At 41.2% G+C, this 17042-nt stretch carries 18 protein-coding genes and 1 other annotated feature; of the genes, 4 read left to right on the top strand and 14 right to left on the bottom strand.

The genetic code is table 11. The features are described from left to right. Nucleotides 1-16 precede the first annotated feature (16 nt). From JJ692_RS07430 to JJ692_RS07410, 5 genes are all read right to left on the bottom strand, one after another. The gene (locus tag JJ692_RS07430) at nucleotides 17-877 is read right to left on the bottom strand and encodes a carbohydrate ABC transporter permease (RefSeq protein WP_087976618.1); all 861 of its coding nucleotides are present in this window, start codon (nucleotides 875-877) and stop codon (nucleotides 17-19) included. A 219-nt stretch (nucleotides 878-1096) separates the two neighbouring features. Continuing rightward, nucleotides 1097-1849 carry an NAD-dependent epimerase/dehydratase family protein gene (locus JJ692_RS07425; RefSeq protein WP_185853784.1) on the bottom strand — a complete coding sequence of 251 codons (753 nt, stop codon included), beginning with the start codon at nucleotides 1847-1849 and terminating at the stop codon, nucleotides 1097-1099. Between the two features lie 46 nt (nucleotides 1850-1895). Further along, entirely contained in the window at nucleotides 1896-2798 is a 903-nt protein-coding gene (locus JJ692_RS07420) for an alpha/beta hydrolase family protein (RefSeq protein WP_206534376.1), read from the bottom strand. A gap of 130 nt (nucleotides 2799-2928) precedes the next feature. Beyond that, the gene (gene leuS / locus JJ692_RS07415; RefSeq protein ID WP_206534375.1) at nucleotides 2929-5343 is read right to left on the bottom strand and encodes a leucine--tRNA ligase; all 2415 of its coding nucleotides are present in this window, start codon (nucleotides 5341-5343) and stop codon (nucleotides 2929-2931) included. 97 nt (nucleotides 5344-5440) lie between these two features. After that, nucleotides 5441-5662, bottom strand: a binding site (T-box leader). A 103-nt stretch (nucleotides 5663-5765) separates the two neighbouring features. Beyond that, a complete protein-coding gene (locus JJ692_RS07410; RefSeq protein ID WP_008343006.1) occupies nucleotides 5766-6095 on the bottom strand; it encodes a DUF4257 domain-containing protein in 330 nt (109 codons plus the stop codon). 422 nt (nucleotides 6096-6517) lie between these two features. Here JJ692_RS07410 and ytvA point away from each other — a divergent pair, with 422 nt between their 5' ends. Both ytvA and JJ692_RS07400 read left to right on the top strand, forming a co-directional pair. Continuing rightward, nucleotides 6518-7321 (top strand): YtvA family blue-light photoreceptor, encoded by an 804-nt coding sequence (ytvA, locus tag JJ692_RS07405; protein WP_073207088.1) that lies wholly within the window; start codon nucleotides 6518-6520, stop codon nucleotides 7319-7321. Between the two features lie 287 nt (nucleotides 7322-7608). After that, complete coding sequence (locus JJ692_RS07400; RefSeq protein ID WP_024426209.1) at nucleotides 7609-8307, top strand: sunset domain-containing protein; 699 nt, start codon at nucleotides 7609-7611, stop codon at nucleotides 8305-8307. A 65-nt stretch (nucleotides 8308-8372) separates the two neighbouring features. Here the strand turns inward: JJ692_RS07400 and JJ692_RS07395 are convergent, their stop codons facing one another. The 7 genes from JJ692_RS07395 to JJ692_RS07365 all read right to left on the bottom strand — a co-directional run bounded on the left by JJ692_RS07395 (nucleotide 8373) and on the right by JJ692_RS07365 (nucleotide 13251). Next, a complete protein-coding gene (locus JJ692_RS07395; RefSeq protein ID WP_024424896.1) occupies nucleotides 8373-9683 on the bottom strand; it encodes an ABC transporter permease in 1311 nt (436 codons plus the stop codon). After that, nucleotides 9673-10371, bottom strand: a complete 699-nt coding sequence (locus JJ692_RS07390) for an ABC transporter ATP-binding protein (protein WP_024424897.1) — start codon at nucleotides 10369-10371, stop codon at nucleotides 9673-9675. Before JJ692_RS07390 ends, JJ692_RS07395 begins: the two co-directional genes overlap by 11 nt. 21 nt (nucleotides 10372-10392) lie before the next feature. Then, entirely contained in the window at nucleotides 10393-11379 is a 987-nt protein-coding gene (locus tag JJ692_RS07385) for an ABC transporter permease subunit (RefSeq protein ID WP_073207093.1), read from the bottom strand. Further along, nucleotides 11373-12251: an ATP-binding cassette domain-containing protein gene (locus JJ692_RS07380; protein WP_024424899.1), complete on the bottom strand. Its 879-nt coding sequence runs from the start codon at nucleotides 12249-12251 to the stop codon at nucleotides 11373-11375. The genes JJ692_RS07385 and JJ692_RS07380 overlap by 7 nt, the downstream gene beginning before the upstream one ends. Further along, nucleotides 12244-12636 carry a GntR family transcriptional regulator gene (locus JJ692_RS07375; RefSeq protein WP_019743690.1) on the bottom strand — a complete coding sequence of 131 codons (393 nt, stop codon included), beginning with the start codon at nucleotides 12634-12636 and terminating at the stop codon, nucleotides 12244-12246. Before JJ692_RS07375 ends, JJ692_RS07380 begins: the two co-directional genes overlap by 8 nt. A gap of 17 nt (nucleotides 12637-12653) precedes the next feature. Then, the gene (locus tag JJ692_RS07370) at nucleotides 12654-12833 is read right to left on the bottom strand and encodes a hypothetical protein (protein ID WP_024424901.1); all 180 of its coding nucleotides are present in this window, start codon (nucleotides 12831-12833) and stop codon (nucleotides 12654-12656) included. 142 nt (nucleotides 12834-12975) lie between these two features. Next, complete coding sequence (locus tag JJ692_RS07365; protein WP_024424902.1) at nucleotides 12976-13251, bottom strand: YtzC family protein; 276 nt, start codon at nucleotides 13249-13251, stop codon at nucleotides 12976-12978. Nucleotides 13252-13403: 152 nt separating this feature from the next. Between JJ692_RS07365 and mnmL the strand changes: the two genes are divergently transcribed. Further along, a complete protein-coding gene (mnmL, locus tag JJ692_RS07360) occupies nucleotides 13404-14369 on the top strand; it encodes a tRNA modification radical SAM protein MnmL/YtqA (protein WP_017358356.1) in 966 nt (321 codons plus the stop codon). Beyond that, complete coding sequence (gene mnmM, locus JJ692_RS07355; RefSeq protein ID WP_024424904.1) at nucleotides 14366-14938, top strand: tRNA 5-(aminomethyl)-2-thiouridylate-methyltransferase MnmM; 573 nt, start codon at nucleotides 14366-14368, stop codon at nucleotides 14936-14938. The genes mnmL and mnmM overlap by 4 nt, the downstream gene beginning before the upstream one ends. Nucleotides 14939-15116: 178 nt before the next feature. Here mnmM and JJ692_RS07350 read toward each other — a convergent pair whose 3' ends face one another. Together JJ692_RS07350 and JJ692_RS07345 are read right to left on the bottom strand one after the other, a co-directional pair. Then, entirely contained in the window at nucleotides 15117-16196 is a 1080-nt protein-coding gene (locus tag JJ692_RS07350; RefSeq protein ID WP_025092387.1) for a tetraprenyl-beta-curcumene synthase family protein, read from the bottom strand. A 30-nt stretch (nucleotides 16197-16226) separates the two neighbouring features. Continuing rightward, nucleotides 16227-17006 (bottom strand): alpha/beta hydrolase, encoded by a 780-nt coding sequence (locus tag JJ692_RS07345; protein ID WP_024424906.1) that lies wholly within the window; start codon nucleotides 17004-17006, stop codon nucleotides 16227-16229. Nucleotides 17007-17042 lie beyond the last annotated feature (36 nt).

The raw sequence follows: 17042 nt of genomic DNA, 5'->3' as shown, positions 1-17042 counted from the left end.
CCGTTGTTCCATCTTTTTAACCCTTTACAGAACCTAGTAATGCCCCTTTGTTGAAATGCTTTTGAATAAATGGATAGACAAGCAGAACCGGAATGGTTGCCACAACAATGACAGCCATTTTAATCGTCTGGTCTGGCGGTGGGGTGGATGAGCCCATATCCGACATATCTCCCTGCATTCCGCTTGAGACAATGACAATCTGTCTCAGCAGCACTTGAATCGGCCACTTCACTGAATCATTTAAATACAGAATGGCAGTCATATACGTATTCCAATACGTCACGGCATAAAAAAGTGAAATAGTAGCAATGGCTGGCAAAGAAAGTGGGAGCACAATTTTAAAGAAAATCCCTAAATCGTTACAGCCGTCCATCTTCGCTGATTCCTCAAGGCTCGCCGGTATGTTTTGAAAGAAGTTTTTCAAAATGATTAAGTTGAACGCATTGATTGCAACCGGGAGAATAAGTGACCAATACGTATCAAGCAGACCAAGTGTTTTCACCACAATAAACGTCGGAATCATACCTCCGCTAAACAGCATCGTGAAAACAACGAGAAACATCAGTGTTCTTCGGCCTTTTAGCTCCTGACGAGACAGCCCGTATGCCATAAGCGAGGACAAAAACATGCTGACAGCTGTTCCAACGAGCGTCACAAGAATGGACACAATGAGGCTGCGATACACAATATCTGTAGAGAAAATGTATCGATATGCCTCTAGAGAAAACGTCGTCGGGAACAAGATAAATTTCTTCGTGATGACCTCTTCTACTGTTGCAAAAGAGGCGGCAATGACATGGATGAACGGAAGCACACATATTAATGCGAACATGAGTAGAAAAGAGTAATTAAATAAATTGAACAATCGGCCTTTAATAGAACGATCTATGTTCATCACGCCCTTTCTTTGAAAGCGTTATCATTTCATCTGAAAGTAAGCTGCAGCCTGTGACGATATCGTGATTAAAATGTAACAAACGGGGGAAGAAAGCGTCTATAATCATTTTGACAGACCAACTGGATAGATCATGTCAGCCGTGCTTTTATGCTCATGAAACAAAAGAATAAGATCATTAGCTCATGACATGATTATGCCTTATACTCGATCATTTTCTTCGAGGATTTCCGTCGTATTGACATCTGGTTCATAGCCTAACTCCAGCTTCGTTTTCTCAGTAGACCACGGCTTTTCTTCATTCTCTGATACTGCATAATAGGTCCCAAAGGGAATATCTGATTCAACCGCTGCCTTTATCATACCTGTAAGATCCTCATGTGACAGCAGAGTTCTTTTTGTTCTTTGCTTTTTGTGCAATGCCTTCATCTCATCTGTTACAACTGTTCCAATTCTTAAATTGATGACAGACATTCCCGATTGATCGTGGAACAAACGTCCCAGCTGTTCGGAAGCAAACTTTAAAATGCCATAGACATTTTTAGTCGCGGGCACATCGTCAGTTGTAATCTGCCGTCCAAGTAAGGAGCGTCCATCCTCTTCATAACGATCCGTCACATGGTTGCTGCTTGCAAAAATGACTTTTCGTATACCAAGCCGCGCGGCTGAACGAAACATATAATAGGTACTCCTCCAAAAAATATCAGTCATTTTTGCAAATTCTTCATGATCCATCACATCATGCGTCATGTCCATGTTTAGAAGATGCAAGATCACATCTGTATCCCGCGGAATTGCCTCATATACATTCTGTTCATTCGCTGCATCGGCTAAAATGACTCCTTCTACACAGCTTGTTAGATCAATAATCGTGACGCTGTACTCAGCAGAGAGCGCTTTTGTTAAAAGACGTCCAATCACACCGCATCCGCCAATGATGGTGATTTTTTTCATCTGTCTCCTCCTTTCTTTTGACGTAGTATGTCCAAGCGTTTCTTGATTACAGCCACTTTTTCAAAAATCGTGTCGCCTCGTGACGCATAGCGGCTGTTTCAAAATGACCTGCATGAAGACGGGTAAGCTGATATCGTTCTTTCAATGAAGCAGCTTCATAGGTTTGACTCAATACCTTTTGAATCCTTCCAACGCCTTCAGCAGGCGTGAGCTGATCAAGCTTTCCAACTAAGCTTAAATGCGGTCTCGGAAAAATCATTTCTTGAATGTCCGCTGCTGTAAAATGCTTCGCCAAGCCCGGTACATAGTAATAAAAGCCATGTCTGTCCAAATTGTTCGTTTCAATTAATGTATGATGGTCCACCTGTGCACAAAGATCAATACACACACTGATCCTCTCATCAAGTGCAGCCGTCCACCAGGAAAGAAGACCGCCCATTGACATCCCAAAGACAGCTAACCTGTCCGCCAGCACATCAGATCGAGACAGCAAATAATCAATCGCACACATACTTTCATACAGCATCATGCCCCACATCACTTTTCCTGTTAAAAGCATTTCCTTAAAAATTTCACTTTCTGTTCTTCCTCTTCTCTCACCAAACCCTGCATGATCAATGGCCAGTACACCATATCCTTTAGACGTAAACTCTTTTGCATATGAAGGCGCTTGCAAATAATGAGCACCTTTTAACAGCTCTTCCTTCCCATTCACGTAATTCCCTCCATGAGAATGCTGGAACAGCACAACGGGTCTTTTTTTCACCGTATCCTTCGGTTTCACGAAATAAGCAGGGACTTCCTCTACACCATTCATAGAGAGAATGAGAGTTTCAACCACATATGATTCACGTTCTTCCATTTTTAACGTATAAGCCTCCACGCGATGACGTTCTGGCATCTCTCCTAACAGACTGAGCAGTTGTTCACGTTTGCTTTCCTTTTCCATTGACGTCACTCCTCATTTTCTTGATCACCTGTTAAAATACGAGACCGATGCGGGAATCACCTTGTTTTCGACAAAATTATGTCCCGGGAAATAAAGAACACCCACCGGTTCATACCGATGGGTGTCATCATTAGTTCGCAACAATATTGACAAGCTTCCCAGGAACTGCAATCACTTTACGAATGTTTTTCCCTTCAAGCTGTTCTTTTACACGTGCATCATTTTTCGCAAGCTCTTCTAACTGCTCTCTTGTTGCATCAGCAGGAACGGTTAATTTTGCTTTTACTTTACCGTTAAGCTGTACGACAATTTCTACTTCATCGTCGACAAGCTTTGACTCATCATATTGAGGCCATGCTTCATAAGAAATAGATCCTTCATGACCAAGTTTATTCCAAAGCTCTTCTGCTAAATGCGGTGCAATTGGAGAAAGAAGCTTTACAAAGCCTTCTGCATATTCTTTCGGCAGTGTATCCGCCTTATAGGCATCGTTGATAAACACCATTAATTGTGAAATTCCTGTATTGAAACGCAAGCCTTCATAATGATCCGTTACCTTCATAACTGTTTCATGATAGCTGCGTTCCAATGCGCCGCCAGATTGCTCTGTCACTTTATCACTGAGTGAACCATCTTCATTTGTAAAGAGACGCCATACACGATCAAGGAAACGACGAGCGCCATCAAGTCCTGTTTCAGACCAAGCAATTGATGCATCTAAAGGTCCCATGAACATTTCATAAAGTCGTAATGTATCCGCACCATGAGATTCTACGATATCATCTGGGTTGACCACATTTCCTTTTGACTTACTCATTTTTTCATTGTTTTCCCCAAGAATCATACCTTGGTTGAACAATTTCATGAAAGGTTCTTTTGTTGGAACAACACCGATATCATACAAGAACTTATGCCAGAAGCGTGCATATAGAAGATGCAGTACAGCGTGTTCTGCTCCGCCGATATACACATCAACTGGAAGCCATTTCTTCAGCTTTTCAGGAGAGGCAAGCTCTTCTGTGTTATGAGGATCAATATAACGTAAGAAATACCAGCAGCTGCCTGCCCATTGCGGCATTGTATTCGTTTCGCGGCGGCCTTTTTTACCTGTAACAGGATCTACAACCTCAACCCAGTCTTTAATATTGGCTAATGGTGATTCACCTGTCCCACTTGGCTTAATCTCTGTCGTCTTAGGCAAGATCAGTGGAAGTTCTTCTTCTGAAACAGCTGAAGATGTTCCATCCTCCCAATGAATGATTGGAATCGGCTCACCCCAGTAGCGCTGACGGCTGAACAGCCAGTCTCTTAAACGATATGTGACTTTCTTTTCACCTTTTTGATGTTCTTCAAGCCATGCAATCGCTTTTTCAATCGCTTCTTCTTTTCCTAAGCCATTTAGGAAATCAGAGTTAATGTGCTTTCCATCACCTGTGTAGGCTTCTTTTTCAATGTCTCCGCCTTCTACAACTTCTTTAATTGGAAGATCAAAGGTTTTGGCGAATTCATAGTCACGTTCATCATGGGCAGGAACCGCCATAATGGCTCCAGTTCCATAAGTCGCCAGCACGTAATCGGCAATCCAGATCGGCATCTTTTCACCATTTAAAGGATTGATGGCATACGCTCCTGTGAAAATACCTGTCTTCGTTTTAGCAAGATCTGTCCGCTCTAAGTCACTCTTTGATTGAATCTCTTTGATATACGCTTTAACAGCTTCTTTTTGAGCATCTGATGTAATTTTTTCAACAAGTGCATGCTCTGGTGCAAGCACTGCATATGTTGCGCCAAATAGTGTATCAGGACGCGTTGTGAAAACCGTAAACTGTTCGTCATGTCCTTCTACTTCAAAATGAACGTGCGCACCTTCAGAGCGTCCGATCCAGTTACGCTGCATATCTTTGATGCTTTCAGGCCAATCAATGTCCTCTAAATCTTCTAACAGCCTGTCCGCATATGCTGTAATCTTTAGCATCCACTGCTTCATAGGACGTCTTTCAACAGGATGGCCTCCGCGTTCACTTTTTCCATCAATGACTTCTTCATTTGCAAGCACTGTGCCAAGCGCTGGGCACCAGTTCACTGGTACTTCATCGATATAGGCCAATCCTTTTTCGTACAATTTTAAGAAAATCCATTGTGTCCATTTGTAGTAATTCGGATCTGTTGTGTTGATTTCTCGATCCCAATCATACGAGAACCCTAGTGATTGAATTTGGCGGCGGAAGTTATTGATGTTCTCTTCTGTAAAGGCCGCCGGGTCATTTCCTGTATCAAGTGCATACTGTTCTGCCGGGAGACCAAATGCGTCCCATCCCATTGGATGAAGAACATCATATCCCTGCATACGTTTCATGCGTGATAGAATATCCGTTGCTGTATAGCCCTCAGGGTGCCCGACATGAAGCCCTGCTCCTGATGGATATGGAAACATATCAAGTGCATAAAACTTCGGTTTATCTTCCGAGTCAGATGTGGCGAATGTTTTATGTGTCAGCCAATAATCCTGCCACTTCTTTTCAATTTCCCGATGCTGAAAACTCAATGTGAAAACCTCCTTTAATATGTACGGCCTTATCTGCTTAGATGACCACTGCAAGAATTCAGATTTTTCTAAAATCAACAAAAAACCCTCATCCCTGGAAAGGGACGAGAGATTTTTTGGTTCCCGCGGTACCACCCTTGTTAGCGTAACATGCTGTTCATACGCTCACTTAATATCTTTAACGCAGACATGCGACAGAAGCTTTAACGCAACTGCAACTCTGAGGCGAGTTCAGAAGCAGATTTGATTGACTTTCACCAGCCGTCAATTCTCTAAAGACAAATACTGCTTTCCTACTACTCCTCTTCACTGTTCTTATCGTAACCGTCATCTAAGTAGTATTTTATAGAATTATGATCATAAGTGCAAGCAGGTTTGTATACAATGGGAATGTACCCTAGACTAGGGTAAAGTAGAGGATATTATTCGTGTGGAGATCGGTTATGACGGTTGGAGCCTGCATCCTGTGAACGTTCTTCTCTCACAAAATCGAAGCTTCGCAGAACTGCTTCTCCTCCGTAACCTGAAATAATGGATAAGATGATCAAGTGCAGACTAGATTCGGGATTTGAGGATAAGACAAGCAGTGTAGCGGCAATCATCCCAACGAGCCAATCTTCAATAAACCCTAAGTAAATAAACTTTTTTGTCATTCTGGGCTTCTCTAGCCTGCCTTTTTTCTTTACGTGACCGAGAATGCCCATGACCCCTCCAATGGCGCAAGCAATAATGACTTGTTGCAGCATTTTCATCACCTTCCTAAAGCCCTTAGAATAGTAAAGCGACTTCAGGCTGTCCAGCCCCCTGTAATGCCATTCTGCTGTTCCGTCATAATCCATGTAAAAGGTCTATTCTCTCTAACGAAGAAAAAAAGCTTGTTTCTTCCATTATATGTGAATGACCTAAAAACAATCTTGATGCATTGGAATCATTTTCACCTAATCCATATTAACTATTTTTGTCATTTTATGAATGATGAGTAATTGATTCCTTCTTTTTCTAATGAAAAGTCTCCTTACTTACTCTATTCTAATGGAGGACAAACTATGATGACAAATTTAACAAAGCGTTTGCAATCGTTGAAACAGAACATATGTTATGTTACGTTTAAAAGGATTCATTTGGTTGAAAAGACAACCATTTGATATGTCTTATAGCAGCAAAGGAGGGTAATATGGTCAGCTCGAACATTTTCGGCTTTCAAAAACAGCTTGAACTCATCAAAAAAGCGCTGGATCATGCGCGGATCGGTGTTGTCATTACAGACCCTTCCTTAGAGGATAACCCTATCGTTTATGTGAATCACGGCTTTACACAAATGACTGGATACAAACCAGATGAGATTCTTGGTCGTAATTGTCGATTCCTTCAAGGAAAAGACACGGATCAAAACCAGCTTGCTTTAATTCGTCATGGAATTCAAAACAAAACACCTATTACCACACAGCTAAAAAATTATAAAAAAGACGGTACTTTTTTTTGGAATGAACTCAATATAGATCCTCTATACATTGAACAAGATGACAAAACATTTTTCATTGGTTTTCAAAAGGATATTACGAAACAGAAAGAATATGAACAGCTCCTAGAAGATTCCTTACAGGAAGTCACCTCTCTTTCGACGCCAATCGTCCCAATCAAAAATGGTGTATCTGCTCTTCCGCTTATCGGAAAATTATCTGAAGAACGCTTTGATGCCATTGTCGCTAAGTTAACCTGTATATTAGATGATTCAAAGGATGATTATTTAATTGTCGACCTTTCTGGTTTAATCGATGTCGATGATTCCGTCGCAGCACGTATTTTCAAACTGCATCATCTTCTCAATCTAACTGGAACCGAACTGATCATCACTGGGATTAAGCCGCAGCTTGCGATGAAAATGAAAGACCTCGATACAGATTTCCAGAATACGATCACTTATTTGACAGTAAAAGAAGCCATAAAAGGATTACCATTAGCTGAAAACCCTGTGTAAACAGGGTTTTTCAGATTGTTGACAAAGGGCTAAAATAATCTTTATTTTAGCCCTTTGTCTTCTATTCAGCGTGATAGAAAACCTTTGCAGTCTAGGAAGGGCGAGCACCGGAGCGGAGCGAATTCGACATTCGTGAGCACCGGAGCGCAGACCTGACAACCAATGCGAGGGTTTGTCTACACGCTGGAAAACCCTGTGTAAACAGGTTTTTTTTAATTGAACCGCTCCCCAAAATGGAAAAATGAGGTATGATAGGTGTAAATAGCAATTTAGGGGGGCTGTTAGATATGTTTTTACTCATATTAGGTCTTTTATGTGTTTGTTTTGCCATCGGATATGCTGTCAATTTCTTCTTACTCAAACGCAAGAACGAGCTCATTTTTTCAAAGAAACTTTTTTATCCTTTTTTGATCATTGGTCTCTTCTTTTCCATTATGTCATTACCTCTTACTGCTGGAAATGCGCCAAAGGCACAAGCCGATCCATCTTCCGAACAGCTGTTAAAGGATCAAAAGGAACTCTCATCTGACATTTCGCGCTTAAAAGCTGATAAAGAGTCGCTTACCTCCTCTTTAGAAGATGCGGAGAAGGAAAAAGAAAAGCTGGAAAAAAAGCTAGAAACCATCACCTCAGAAAAAGAAACGGTCAAACAGCAAGAGAAGACCATTCAATCGCTTGAAGAGAAAATAGACAAGCTCACCTCCAGCAATGAAACACTCAAACAAGAAATCAAGAATAGCAGCAGCGATACGAAGTCTTCCACCGTCCAGCGCTCCGCACCTAAAGATGAAGGAAAAAGCACAGGCGGTCATGAATCACAAAAGGAAACAAAAAAAGAATCGGCTGCCTGTAACATTAAAGGGAGTGTCAACGGTATTTACCACACACCAAGCAGCAGATACTACTCTAGAACAAAGAATGTAACCAAAATGTTCTGCTCAGTAGAAGAAGCAGAGCGTGCCGGATACAGGGCACCTAAGCAATAGCAATGTTTAATTAAGATAAAAAAGAACCTCCTGAGCGCCCAATCGGGTTTACAGGAGGTTCTTTTTTAGATTTCTCTTCTTAAAGCTGCTAATACATTCGTTTTTGTTGCCTTACGTGCCGGGTTAAGCCCTGAAATGATCGCTACCCCTGCGCTGATCACTGTCGCTGTAATGACAAGGCTGAGTGGAATATAGGAAAAAGTAATCGAGAATTGATCGCTTGATCCTCCCTCAGACATGGACGACAAAATGGCTGGGATGATTAAATTAACGGCGAAACTAATCAAATATGAGATGATAATACCGATGATTGATCCGATGACTCCAATATAAGCACTTTCCATTAGGAACATCCGCTTGATAATGGATGGATTCGCGCCAATGGCTTTCATAATCCCAATCTCTTGTGTTCGCTCTGTTACCGCCATGGTCATCGTATTGAAAATTCCGATGGCAGAAATAATGACTGCAATACATCCGACAAAAATGAGTCCAATTTTGAAGACCGTAAAGAACATATCCATTCCTTCAAGCTGGTTCGTCACAGAGATGACTTGATAGCCCTCATCTGTCAGTTTATTCGTGAGCGTACCGACATTGTCGAATTTATCTGCATAAACAGAAGTCATTTTCTCGACATTTCCTGCTTCAGGAGACAGGTCGAGTATTTGACCAAATTCTTTTTCATAAGCATTCGGAATCAAAATTTTATGATCCTCCTGCCACTCCAAATTCGGCTTTTTCAAAACACCTACTACACGGAAATCAAATGTTTTTTCTTTAACGACTTCACCTTCTTCATTTAGTTTTGGCACTTTGATTTGAATCACTTTATTTAAAATATCCTTCGTGTAGCCTTTTGGCTCCTTCGGTGTTTCTTCCCCATTTGACGTCTGGTTTAATTCTTTTTCATAGGCTTCGCGTTCTTTTTTTGTCCACAGTTGCTGCGCCATATGATATCCAACCACAATTTCGTTCGCTGATGTTGGGACTTTTCCTCGGTCTAGCTCAAGCCCTGCTTCTTTTTCTTCTTTCATATCAGTCAAAGCAGCCTGCGTTTCACTTGAACGGTTATCGAGCTCGACGTTAACCGATGGATTGATTGCCGTTCTTGAGACGACAGATTTCACATGATCATATTTCTTTAAATCATCAATCTTAACGTCTCCTTTTTCTTTTCCTAACACTTTAATTTCAGTGATGATTTGCTGTTTCATAATTTCATCTTGAGCTGATTTTTGCAAACCAAAACCGACAGACGCTAGAACGATTAAGAAAGAGCATGCCATTGTCGTCGCAAGAATGGTCATAAACACACGCAATCTATTTTTCTTCATATTTCTTCTAATGAATTTGACCTGATCTCTAAATTTCAATGGATTGTTCCCCTTTCTTTAATACACCGTCGTGAAGCTGGAACGTTGTGTCTGCGATTGAAGCGACTTCATCGTCATGTGTAATGATGACAAATGTAATTCCTTTTTCGCGATTGAGCTGCTGGATAAAGGCTAAAATTTCTCCTTCAGTTTCTGAATCCAGACTACCTGTTGGTTCATCCGCTAAAATAATAGATGGATTTAAAATCAAGGCTCTTGCAATACTCACACGCTGCTGCTGTCCGCCTGACAGCTCATTTGGGTAATGTCCTGCGTGATGTTCAAGTCCTACTCGTTTCAGCATTTCTTTTACTTTCGCCTTTCGTTCAGACGGCTTCACACCTTTTAAAGTAAGCGGAAGTTCAACATTCTCATACGTTGTTAAGCTCCCGATCAACTGAAAGCTTTGAAAGATAAAGCCAAAGTGATCTAAGCGAAAGTCTGCCCATTCTTTTTCATTAAAGCCGGTCACATCGGTGCCATCAATGACAATTTTTCCGCTCGTTGGCGTAATATAGCCTGATATTAAGTTTAATAAAGTCGATTTCCCCGAACCACTTCGTCCAACAATACAAGCAATATCGCCTCTTTTGATGGACAGGTCAATCCCTTTTAGTACAGGAATTTCATTTTCCCTGCCCTTTTTACCAATTTTAAATACATGATCTAATGCTTGAATCTGAATCATCTCTACTCCCCTGCTCTCTGTTTATCTTTTTCTATAGATTAAGAAATAACTCGTTAAGGCGCCTACGACTCCACCGATGAGCATACCAACGATATAACCAAATATGGAATTATCTGAAGAAAAACCAAACCATCCAAACCCTAGAACACCGAAGGCAATGACCATAATCTGAATAGGTCTATCCATACTTGAGTAAAGGAAGAAGCGGCCATTTCTTTCAATTGGATGTTTTATAAAGCTAAACAAACCAATCAGGTAAAATATGACCATCATGACAAGTGGAATGATGAATGCTTCACCATTAAACCAATGCTGATATTCTTGTTGAAAAATGTCATTTGTAATATAAGTAATTGGTGAAATAGGCGATATCAAATAATTGAGGCTCGTATCTATCCACCTCTCACTTGTTCTAAAGATAAAATCTAAATGAACGATCGGAAGTCCAATTAACAAAAATGGTAGAATGGACGTACTGAATCCAACGATTGTTTGGGATATAGCACTTCCTGTTAATGTACCTGCTGCAAAAAATAAACTGTAGATCATCAAAGCTGACAACAGTGCATAAAAATAACGACTGTTGAACTCAGGTGTTTCTATTGGATGAAGGCCTAATTTGAGTAAATAAATGATAAGATATGAGACAACATGAACGCCTGCGATGATGCCAGCACCTAAGAAAAACTTGGTATGAAAGATAGCACTTCTGCTAAATGGCAAGGATAATGTAAAGTCCATCTGCCCTTTATTTCTCTCAAATCCTAGCTGAATCACAGCAAAAAATATTCCCATTAACCATGATAGTGAGAGAAATGCATCCTTCTTAAACAGATAAGTGAATGTTGTTGAATCCAGTATACAGTCTGGATTTTTCAAACAATCTTGAAAGGTTGAGTAATCCATTAAGAGGGATAATGGCGTCGCAAAGACCGCAACAAGCATCACTAAAATGAATGTCAGCTCAGATTGCTTCCACTCCTTATATAATAATTGCCGCTTTACCATCTGCGTTTCCCTCCAAACTTCGCAATGAATACTTCTTCTAAATTCACAGGCAGTTCATGCCATACTTTTGGCTTCAGTGACTTCAAGTACTCTTTAGCTTCTTCGTCGGTTTTTAGAACAAGCGCTGTATAGAAAACGCCCGCTTGATCCAAAATCGCAACGCCATTTTTTCGAATACTTAAGTTCATATCTTCTTCAAAGGCCATTTGGATTTTGACATAGTCATTCTTTAATTCATCTAAATCCATGACACTTGTGAGTTCATTTCCTTCTAAAAATCCAATTCGATTACACATACGCTCAATGTCCTCTAAGCGGTGAGATGTAATTAAAATCGTTGTTTGTCGTTCTGCCACCTCGTCAATCATCAGCTGAAGAACGTCATTTCTTGTGACGGCATCAATACCATCAGTCGGCTCATCTAATAAAATGACCGCTGGTTTGATGGCAAAGCTTAAAATTAATGACAGCTGTTTCTTTAACCCTGTCGACAATTCACGATACTTCACTTTTTCCGGAATTTCATAGCGGTTCACAAGCTCATTGGCATAGGTCACGTCAAACTTTGGATAAATATGCTTTAACAGCTGGACAAGCTGTCCGTAATTGTATCTGTCAAAGTAAGGATTCACGACTGGCATGAATACAATATTTTGCTTTACTAAAGGGTGGTCTTTCACCAGCACATCTTTAAAATAAATCTCTCCTTCATCCGGAAGAAGAATTTGCTGAATCAATCTGAGAAGTGTTGTTTTCCCAGAGCCATTCCGGCCAAGCAGACCGAAGATCTCACCTTCGCCTATTTTGAAGGAAACGTCGCTGAGTACTTCGCGTCCATTTAATTTCTTCGATACATTTCTGACCTCAATCAACTTGTTTTCCTCCTTTTAGACTTGAGCCGATCTCTTCCAGCCATTCCTTGAGCTGATGAATATCAATACCAGCATAATGAGCTTCTATGATGAGTTGTCTTAACTGTTCTTTCATCTCGAGCACCTTCCCTTCATTCAGCTTTAACTGAGCACCTTCTGTTACATACGTACCGCGGCCCCGCAGAGTTTCAATAATCCCTTCCCGCTCAAGCTCTTTATACGCTTTGCTGACGGTGTTTGGATTGGCAATAATAATGGTGGCGAGCTCTCTGACAGAGGGCAGTTTGTCACCTGGCTTCATCACGCCTTTTAAACATAAAATTTTGAGCTGCTCAATGATTTGTTCATAAATTGGCGCAGCGCTTCTTGGATCTATTTGAATCATGATGACTCCCTCTTTCCTCATTCATGCTTTTGCAGTCCTATCGCTTGATCATGTCCTTGCATTAAAGGAACTGAATTGGGTATCAAATCTTTTTGAACTTCAAAACCAATGAAAACAAGAACGAAAAAAAATGTACATGCTAACGCAACAGCCAGCACCATCCACTTCAAATTGATTGGCTTTTTTTCTTTTTTCATGGTCGAACACCTTTCTCCACTTTTTAAGTGTCTGTAGTGTATTAGTTGATGTAGTACACTTAATACAATATAGACACCCAGTATAAAAGTCAATAGCTTATTAAAAAATAAAAAACAGACCCTTAAAAGAAGGATCTGTTCATCATTCATTATCGTAGGAAATCCCTAAAATCATTTGATTTTGCAAGCTCTGAATTTGAACACGCGCCCTGTCTAACCGTTCTCTTTGCTGGTCATTGGCGACATCTTTTAATTTTTCTAATTCGTTGACCGTATTCTCAAGCATGAGCTGTGCTTTAGAAAACTCTTCCTCATTATAATGTTCCTGACGTGAGCTCAAATCAAATTGTTCATTTGCAAACTCAAGGGTTTCCGTACTTTTTTGGATAAATTCATCGATCGACTGCCTTGTTGCCATCTTACATTCCCTCCATTTCATCATCGCTCCCGCCTATTTTGCCCATGTAACGCTTTTTCACTAAAGAAAATGTTGGACAGATTCAATTGTCCTCCTTCGTGATTTTTGTTAAACTTTAAGGATGCCTATTATTATGCAAGGAGGTTACTGACTTGGATCAGCATAACCCTTTTTTATATTCAAACAGCGAAAAACGTTATCACACGTGGAACTACCATTTGCGTGAACACTTTGGTCATAAAGTATTTAAAGTAGCCTTAGACGGCGGCTTTGACTGCCCAAACCGTGATGGTACTGTAGCCCACGGCGGCTGTACATTTTGCAGTGCCGCTGGATCTGGTGATTTTGCAGGAAACCGGGCTGATGATCTCATCACACAATTTAACGAAATCAAAGACCGGATGCATACAAAATGGAAAGACGGAAAATACATGGCGTATTTCCAGGCGTATACAAACACACACGCTCCGCTACCTGTCCTAAAAGAAAAATATGAAACCGTCATGAATCTGGATGGTGTCGTAGGTCTATCCATTGCAACAAGACCTGACTGTCTGCCGGATGACGTAGTGGAGTATTTAGCCGAATTAAACGAACGCACTTACCTGTGGGTAGAGCTTGGTCTTCAAACGGTACACGAACGGACAGCTATGCTCATCAACCGTGCTCATGATTATGAATGCTACGTTGAAGGTGTAGAAAAACTGAGAAAACACGGAATTCGTGTCTGCTCACATATCATCAATGGATTGCCTCTTGAAAATCGGGACATGATGATGGAAACAGCAAAAGCTGTTGCGGATTTAGATGTGCAGGGAATTAAAATTCATTTGCTTCACCTTTTAAAAGGGACTCCAATGGTCAAGCAATATGAAAAAGGAAAGCTTGAGTTTTTAAGCCAGGAGGAATATGTTCAGCTTGTTTGTGATCAGCTGGAGATTCTGCCGCCAGAAATGATTATTCACCGTATTACAGGCGACGGCCCAATTGAATTAATGGTTGGTCCAATGTGGAGTGTAAATAAGTGGGAAGTACTCAATGCCATTAATGCTGAGCTCGAAAGACGTAACAGCTACCAAGGGAAACGTTTCGTCAGATTGGAAGAAGCAGCCAAATGATTTTGAAACGCATGCTTCCTTTTAGTAAAGAGCTGTTAGAACGCGCTTGTCAAAAAGGCGACATCGTTATAGATGCAACAATGGGCAACGGCCACGATACACTCTATTTAGCTGACCTTGTAGGAACTGATGGACAAGTGTTTGCATTCGACGTGCAAGAGGAAGCCTTGCAGCAGACAAGCAAAAGACTTGGCGATCAATATCCTTACGTTCACCTCATCCATGATGGGCATGAAAAACTGGCGGATCATCTTCCGAAGGATGCTTATGGACAAATAGCCGGTGCAGTGTTTAACCTTGGGTATCTGCCCGGAGGCGATAAAGCCGTCACCACTCAGGCTCATACAACCATTGAAGCCATCAAGCAGCTCCTCGAATGGCTCAAACCCGGAGGTCTGATCGTCCTTGTGATCTACCACGGACATCCCGAAGGAAAAAGAGAAAAAGAAGTGCTTCTCGACTATTGCAGATCACTGCCTCATGAAGAGGTACAAGTTTTATCATATCAATACATGAATATTCAAAACGACCCGCCGTTTGTGGTCGCCATTGAAAAAAAGCTAAAATGATGTGCATTTTAGCTTTTTTTCTTCTTTTCAGCGTGATAGAAAACCTTTGCAGTCTAGGAAGGGCAAGCACCGGAACGGAGCGAATTTGACATTCGTGAGTACCGGCGCGCAGACCTGACACCGAATGCGAGGGTTTGTCTACACGCTGAAGCTCAAATCCTAATGGATTTGAGCTTTTTTATGATGATTTCATCCAAGGCATTTTCTGATAGGTCCGATAGGCTCTTCCGTTAATATAGAAAAAGAACGATGTTTTCCCGCTTGATTTGATCAGCCGCTTTGCCAGCTTGTTCATCTCTTTTTGGGCTGTCACTTTTTCATCGGACAAATAGACCGCCAGTAATCCTCTGTTAATCAATTTGTGAAAGTTTTCATGCGGAATACCTTTCAGCTGCTCATCCGCTTTTTCGATAAAATGCTGAAGTCTATCCATCATCTCATGATGAGAATCATAGTATGAGCAAAAGTTCAGATCTCCCCCAAGCCGGTCCTCTTCTTGGTCTATTAAATAATCGAGTAAAATGTGCAGACCTTGAATATAAGGGAAATAGCTTTCGTAAATTTGCTTCGCCTGCTTTTCTGTAAAATCAGGCTGCAGCGCATACGCCACAAGACAGAATATTCCTAACGTTGATCCCGCACAAGCTGAAAACTCATACCATTCCATCTTCGGCAAATCCTTTTCATATTGACGGAACCACGACTCTAATCTTGGCACACGTTCATGAGGAACGACGTGCTTATGTACTTGCAGGTCACTATAGTAATCACACAGCGTGTGTAAATATGGCTGAATGATCGGATAATGCCGAACGCGTGTAAGCACGTCTTGACATGTGCGGACAAGCGCATGTAAATATCCATGATCCTCTTGATCATCACGGAATTGATAGTATGGCTTGAGCTCAGCATGAATATCAAGCGCATCTCTCATCGCTTGATGCAGCATATGAAAATCCTTAGGATCAAGCGACGTGCTGCGGTCACATAGGTTATCTAAGTAGTCACTGATGGTTTGATACGCCACAATGAATTCAATGCACGTTTCTTTCTCATCGCCTGCTAGAAGAGATAAAATGCCTCCGCCTTCACAGTGAAACGTTTTACTCGATATGCTCGCTAGTGCCTGCGTTCTCAGTTCTTCATTTTCAATCATTTCTGCATGAGCCCGCCACTTTTTCAGCTCCTGATGAACAAGCGGAAAAATATCTTTATACACCTTTGTCATCAGTGCAAAAGGACGCTCTGGTACTGACAAATCTCTCCACCCCCAACTTAAAGCTCACAATCAAATATATTGATCTGTAAAGGCTCTTGCCGCCTTAAACACATCTTCTCTTTCTGGTTCATTAAAAATTTCGTGATACAGCTCTTCCCATTCACGGTATGATTTATTGGTTGATTCTATGCCATTGAACCATTTAATCACCCTCGTTTTATCGACGATCTTATCATCTCCCGCCTGCATTAAAAGGAGCGGGATCGATTTAAAGACATTCGTCGGCTGCATCGCCGCATCGATATTTTTGATTAGCTCTCTATACCAGCGAACCGACACCTTTGTCACGTAAAGAGAGTCATTTGAGTCTGCCTCAATGACCGCCTGATTTCGTGTCGCTAGTTCAATCGACAGACCAGACTCCACTTTAAAAGACGGTGCCAGCACATTTAGACCTTTTGACGCAAAATCCATCAGCTTCTTCGGTTTAAATTGCAGACCTAAACAAGGTGATGATAAAATAAGGCCATTCAACTTCGTATGGGTATACTGCTTCATCCACTCAATTGAAATGAGTCCACCCATACTGTGTCCAAGTAAAAAAGTAGGAAGTCTGAATGATTTCGCATGTTCGATCCATTCATCGACTGTATCAATGTATTCTTGAAACGAACGAATGTGGCCTCGCGCACGTGTCGATGTGCCTTGTCCAGGCAAGTCACCCATGACGACGTGATAGCCTGCATTCCGCCACATTTCAATCAGCCATTTATATCGGCCGTGATATTCACTCGCACCATGTACAATCACAATTGTACCAACTGGTCTTTCAGCATGCCAAGTCCACAAAGTAAACACCTCACAAATGTTGTATTAAGAAAGGAA

It is taken from the genome of Bacillus sp. 3a (genome assembly GCF_017161885.1).
Classification (GTDB): domain Bacteria; phylum Bacillota; class Bacilli; order Bacillales; family Bacillaceae; genus Bacillus; species Bacillus safensis.
The sequence above is the reverse complement of the archived record's forward strand: the minus strand, read 5'-3'. Positions and strand labels throughout refer to the sequence as shown.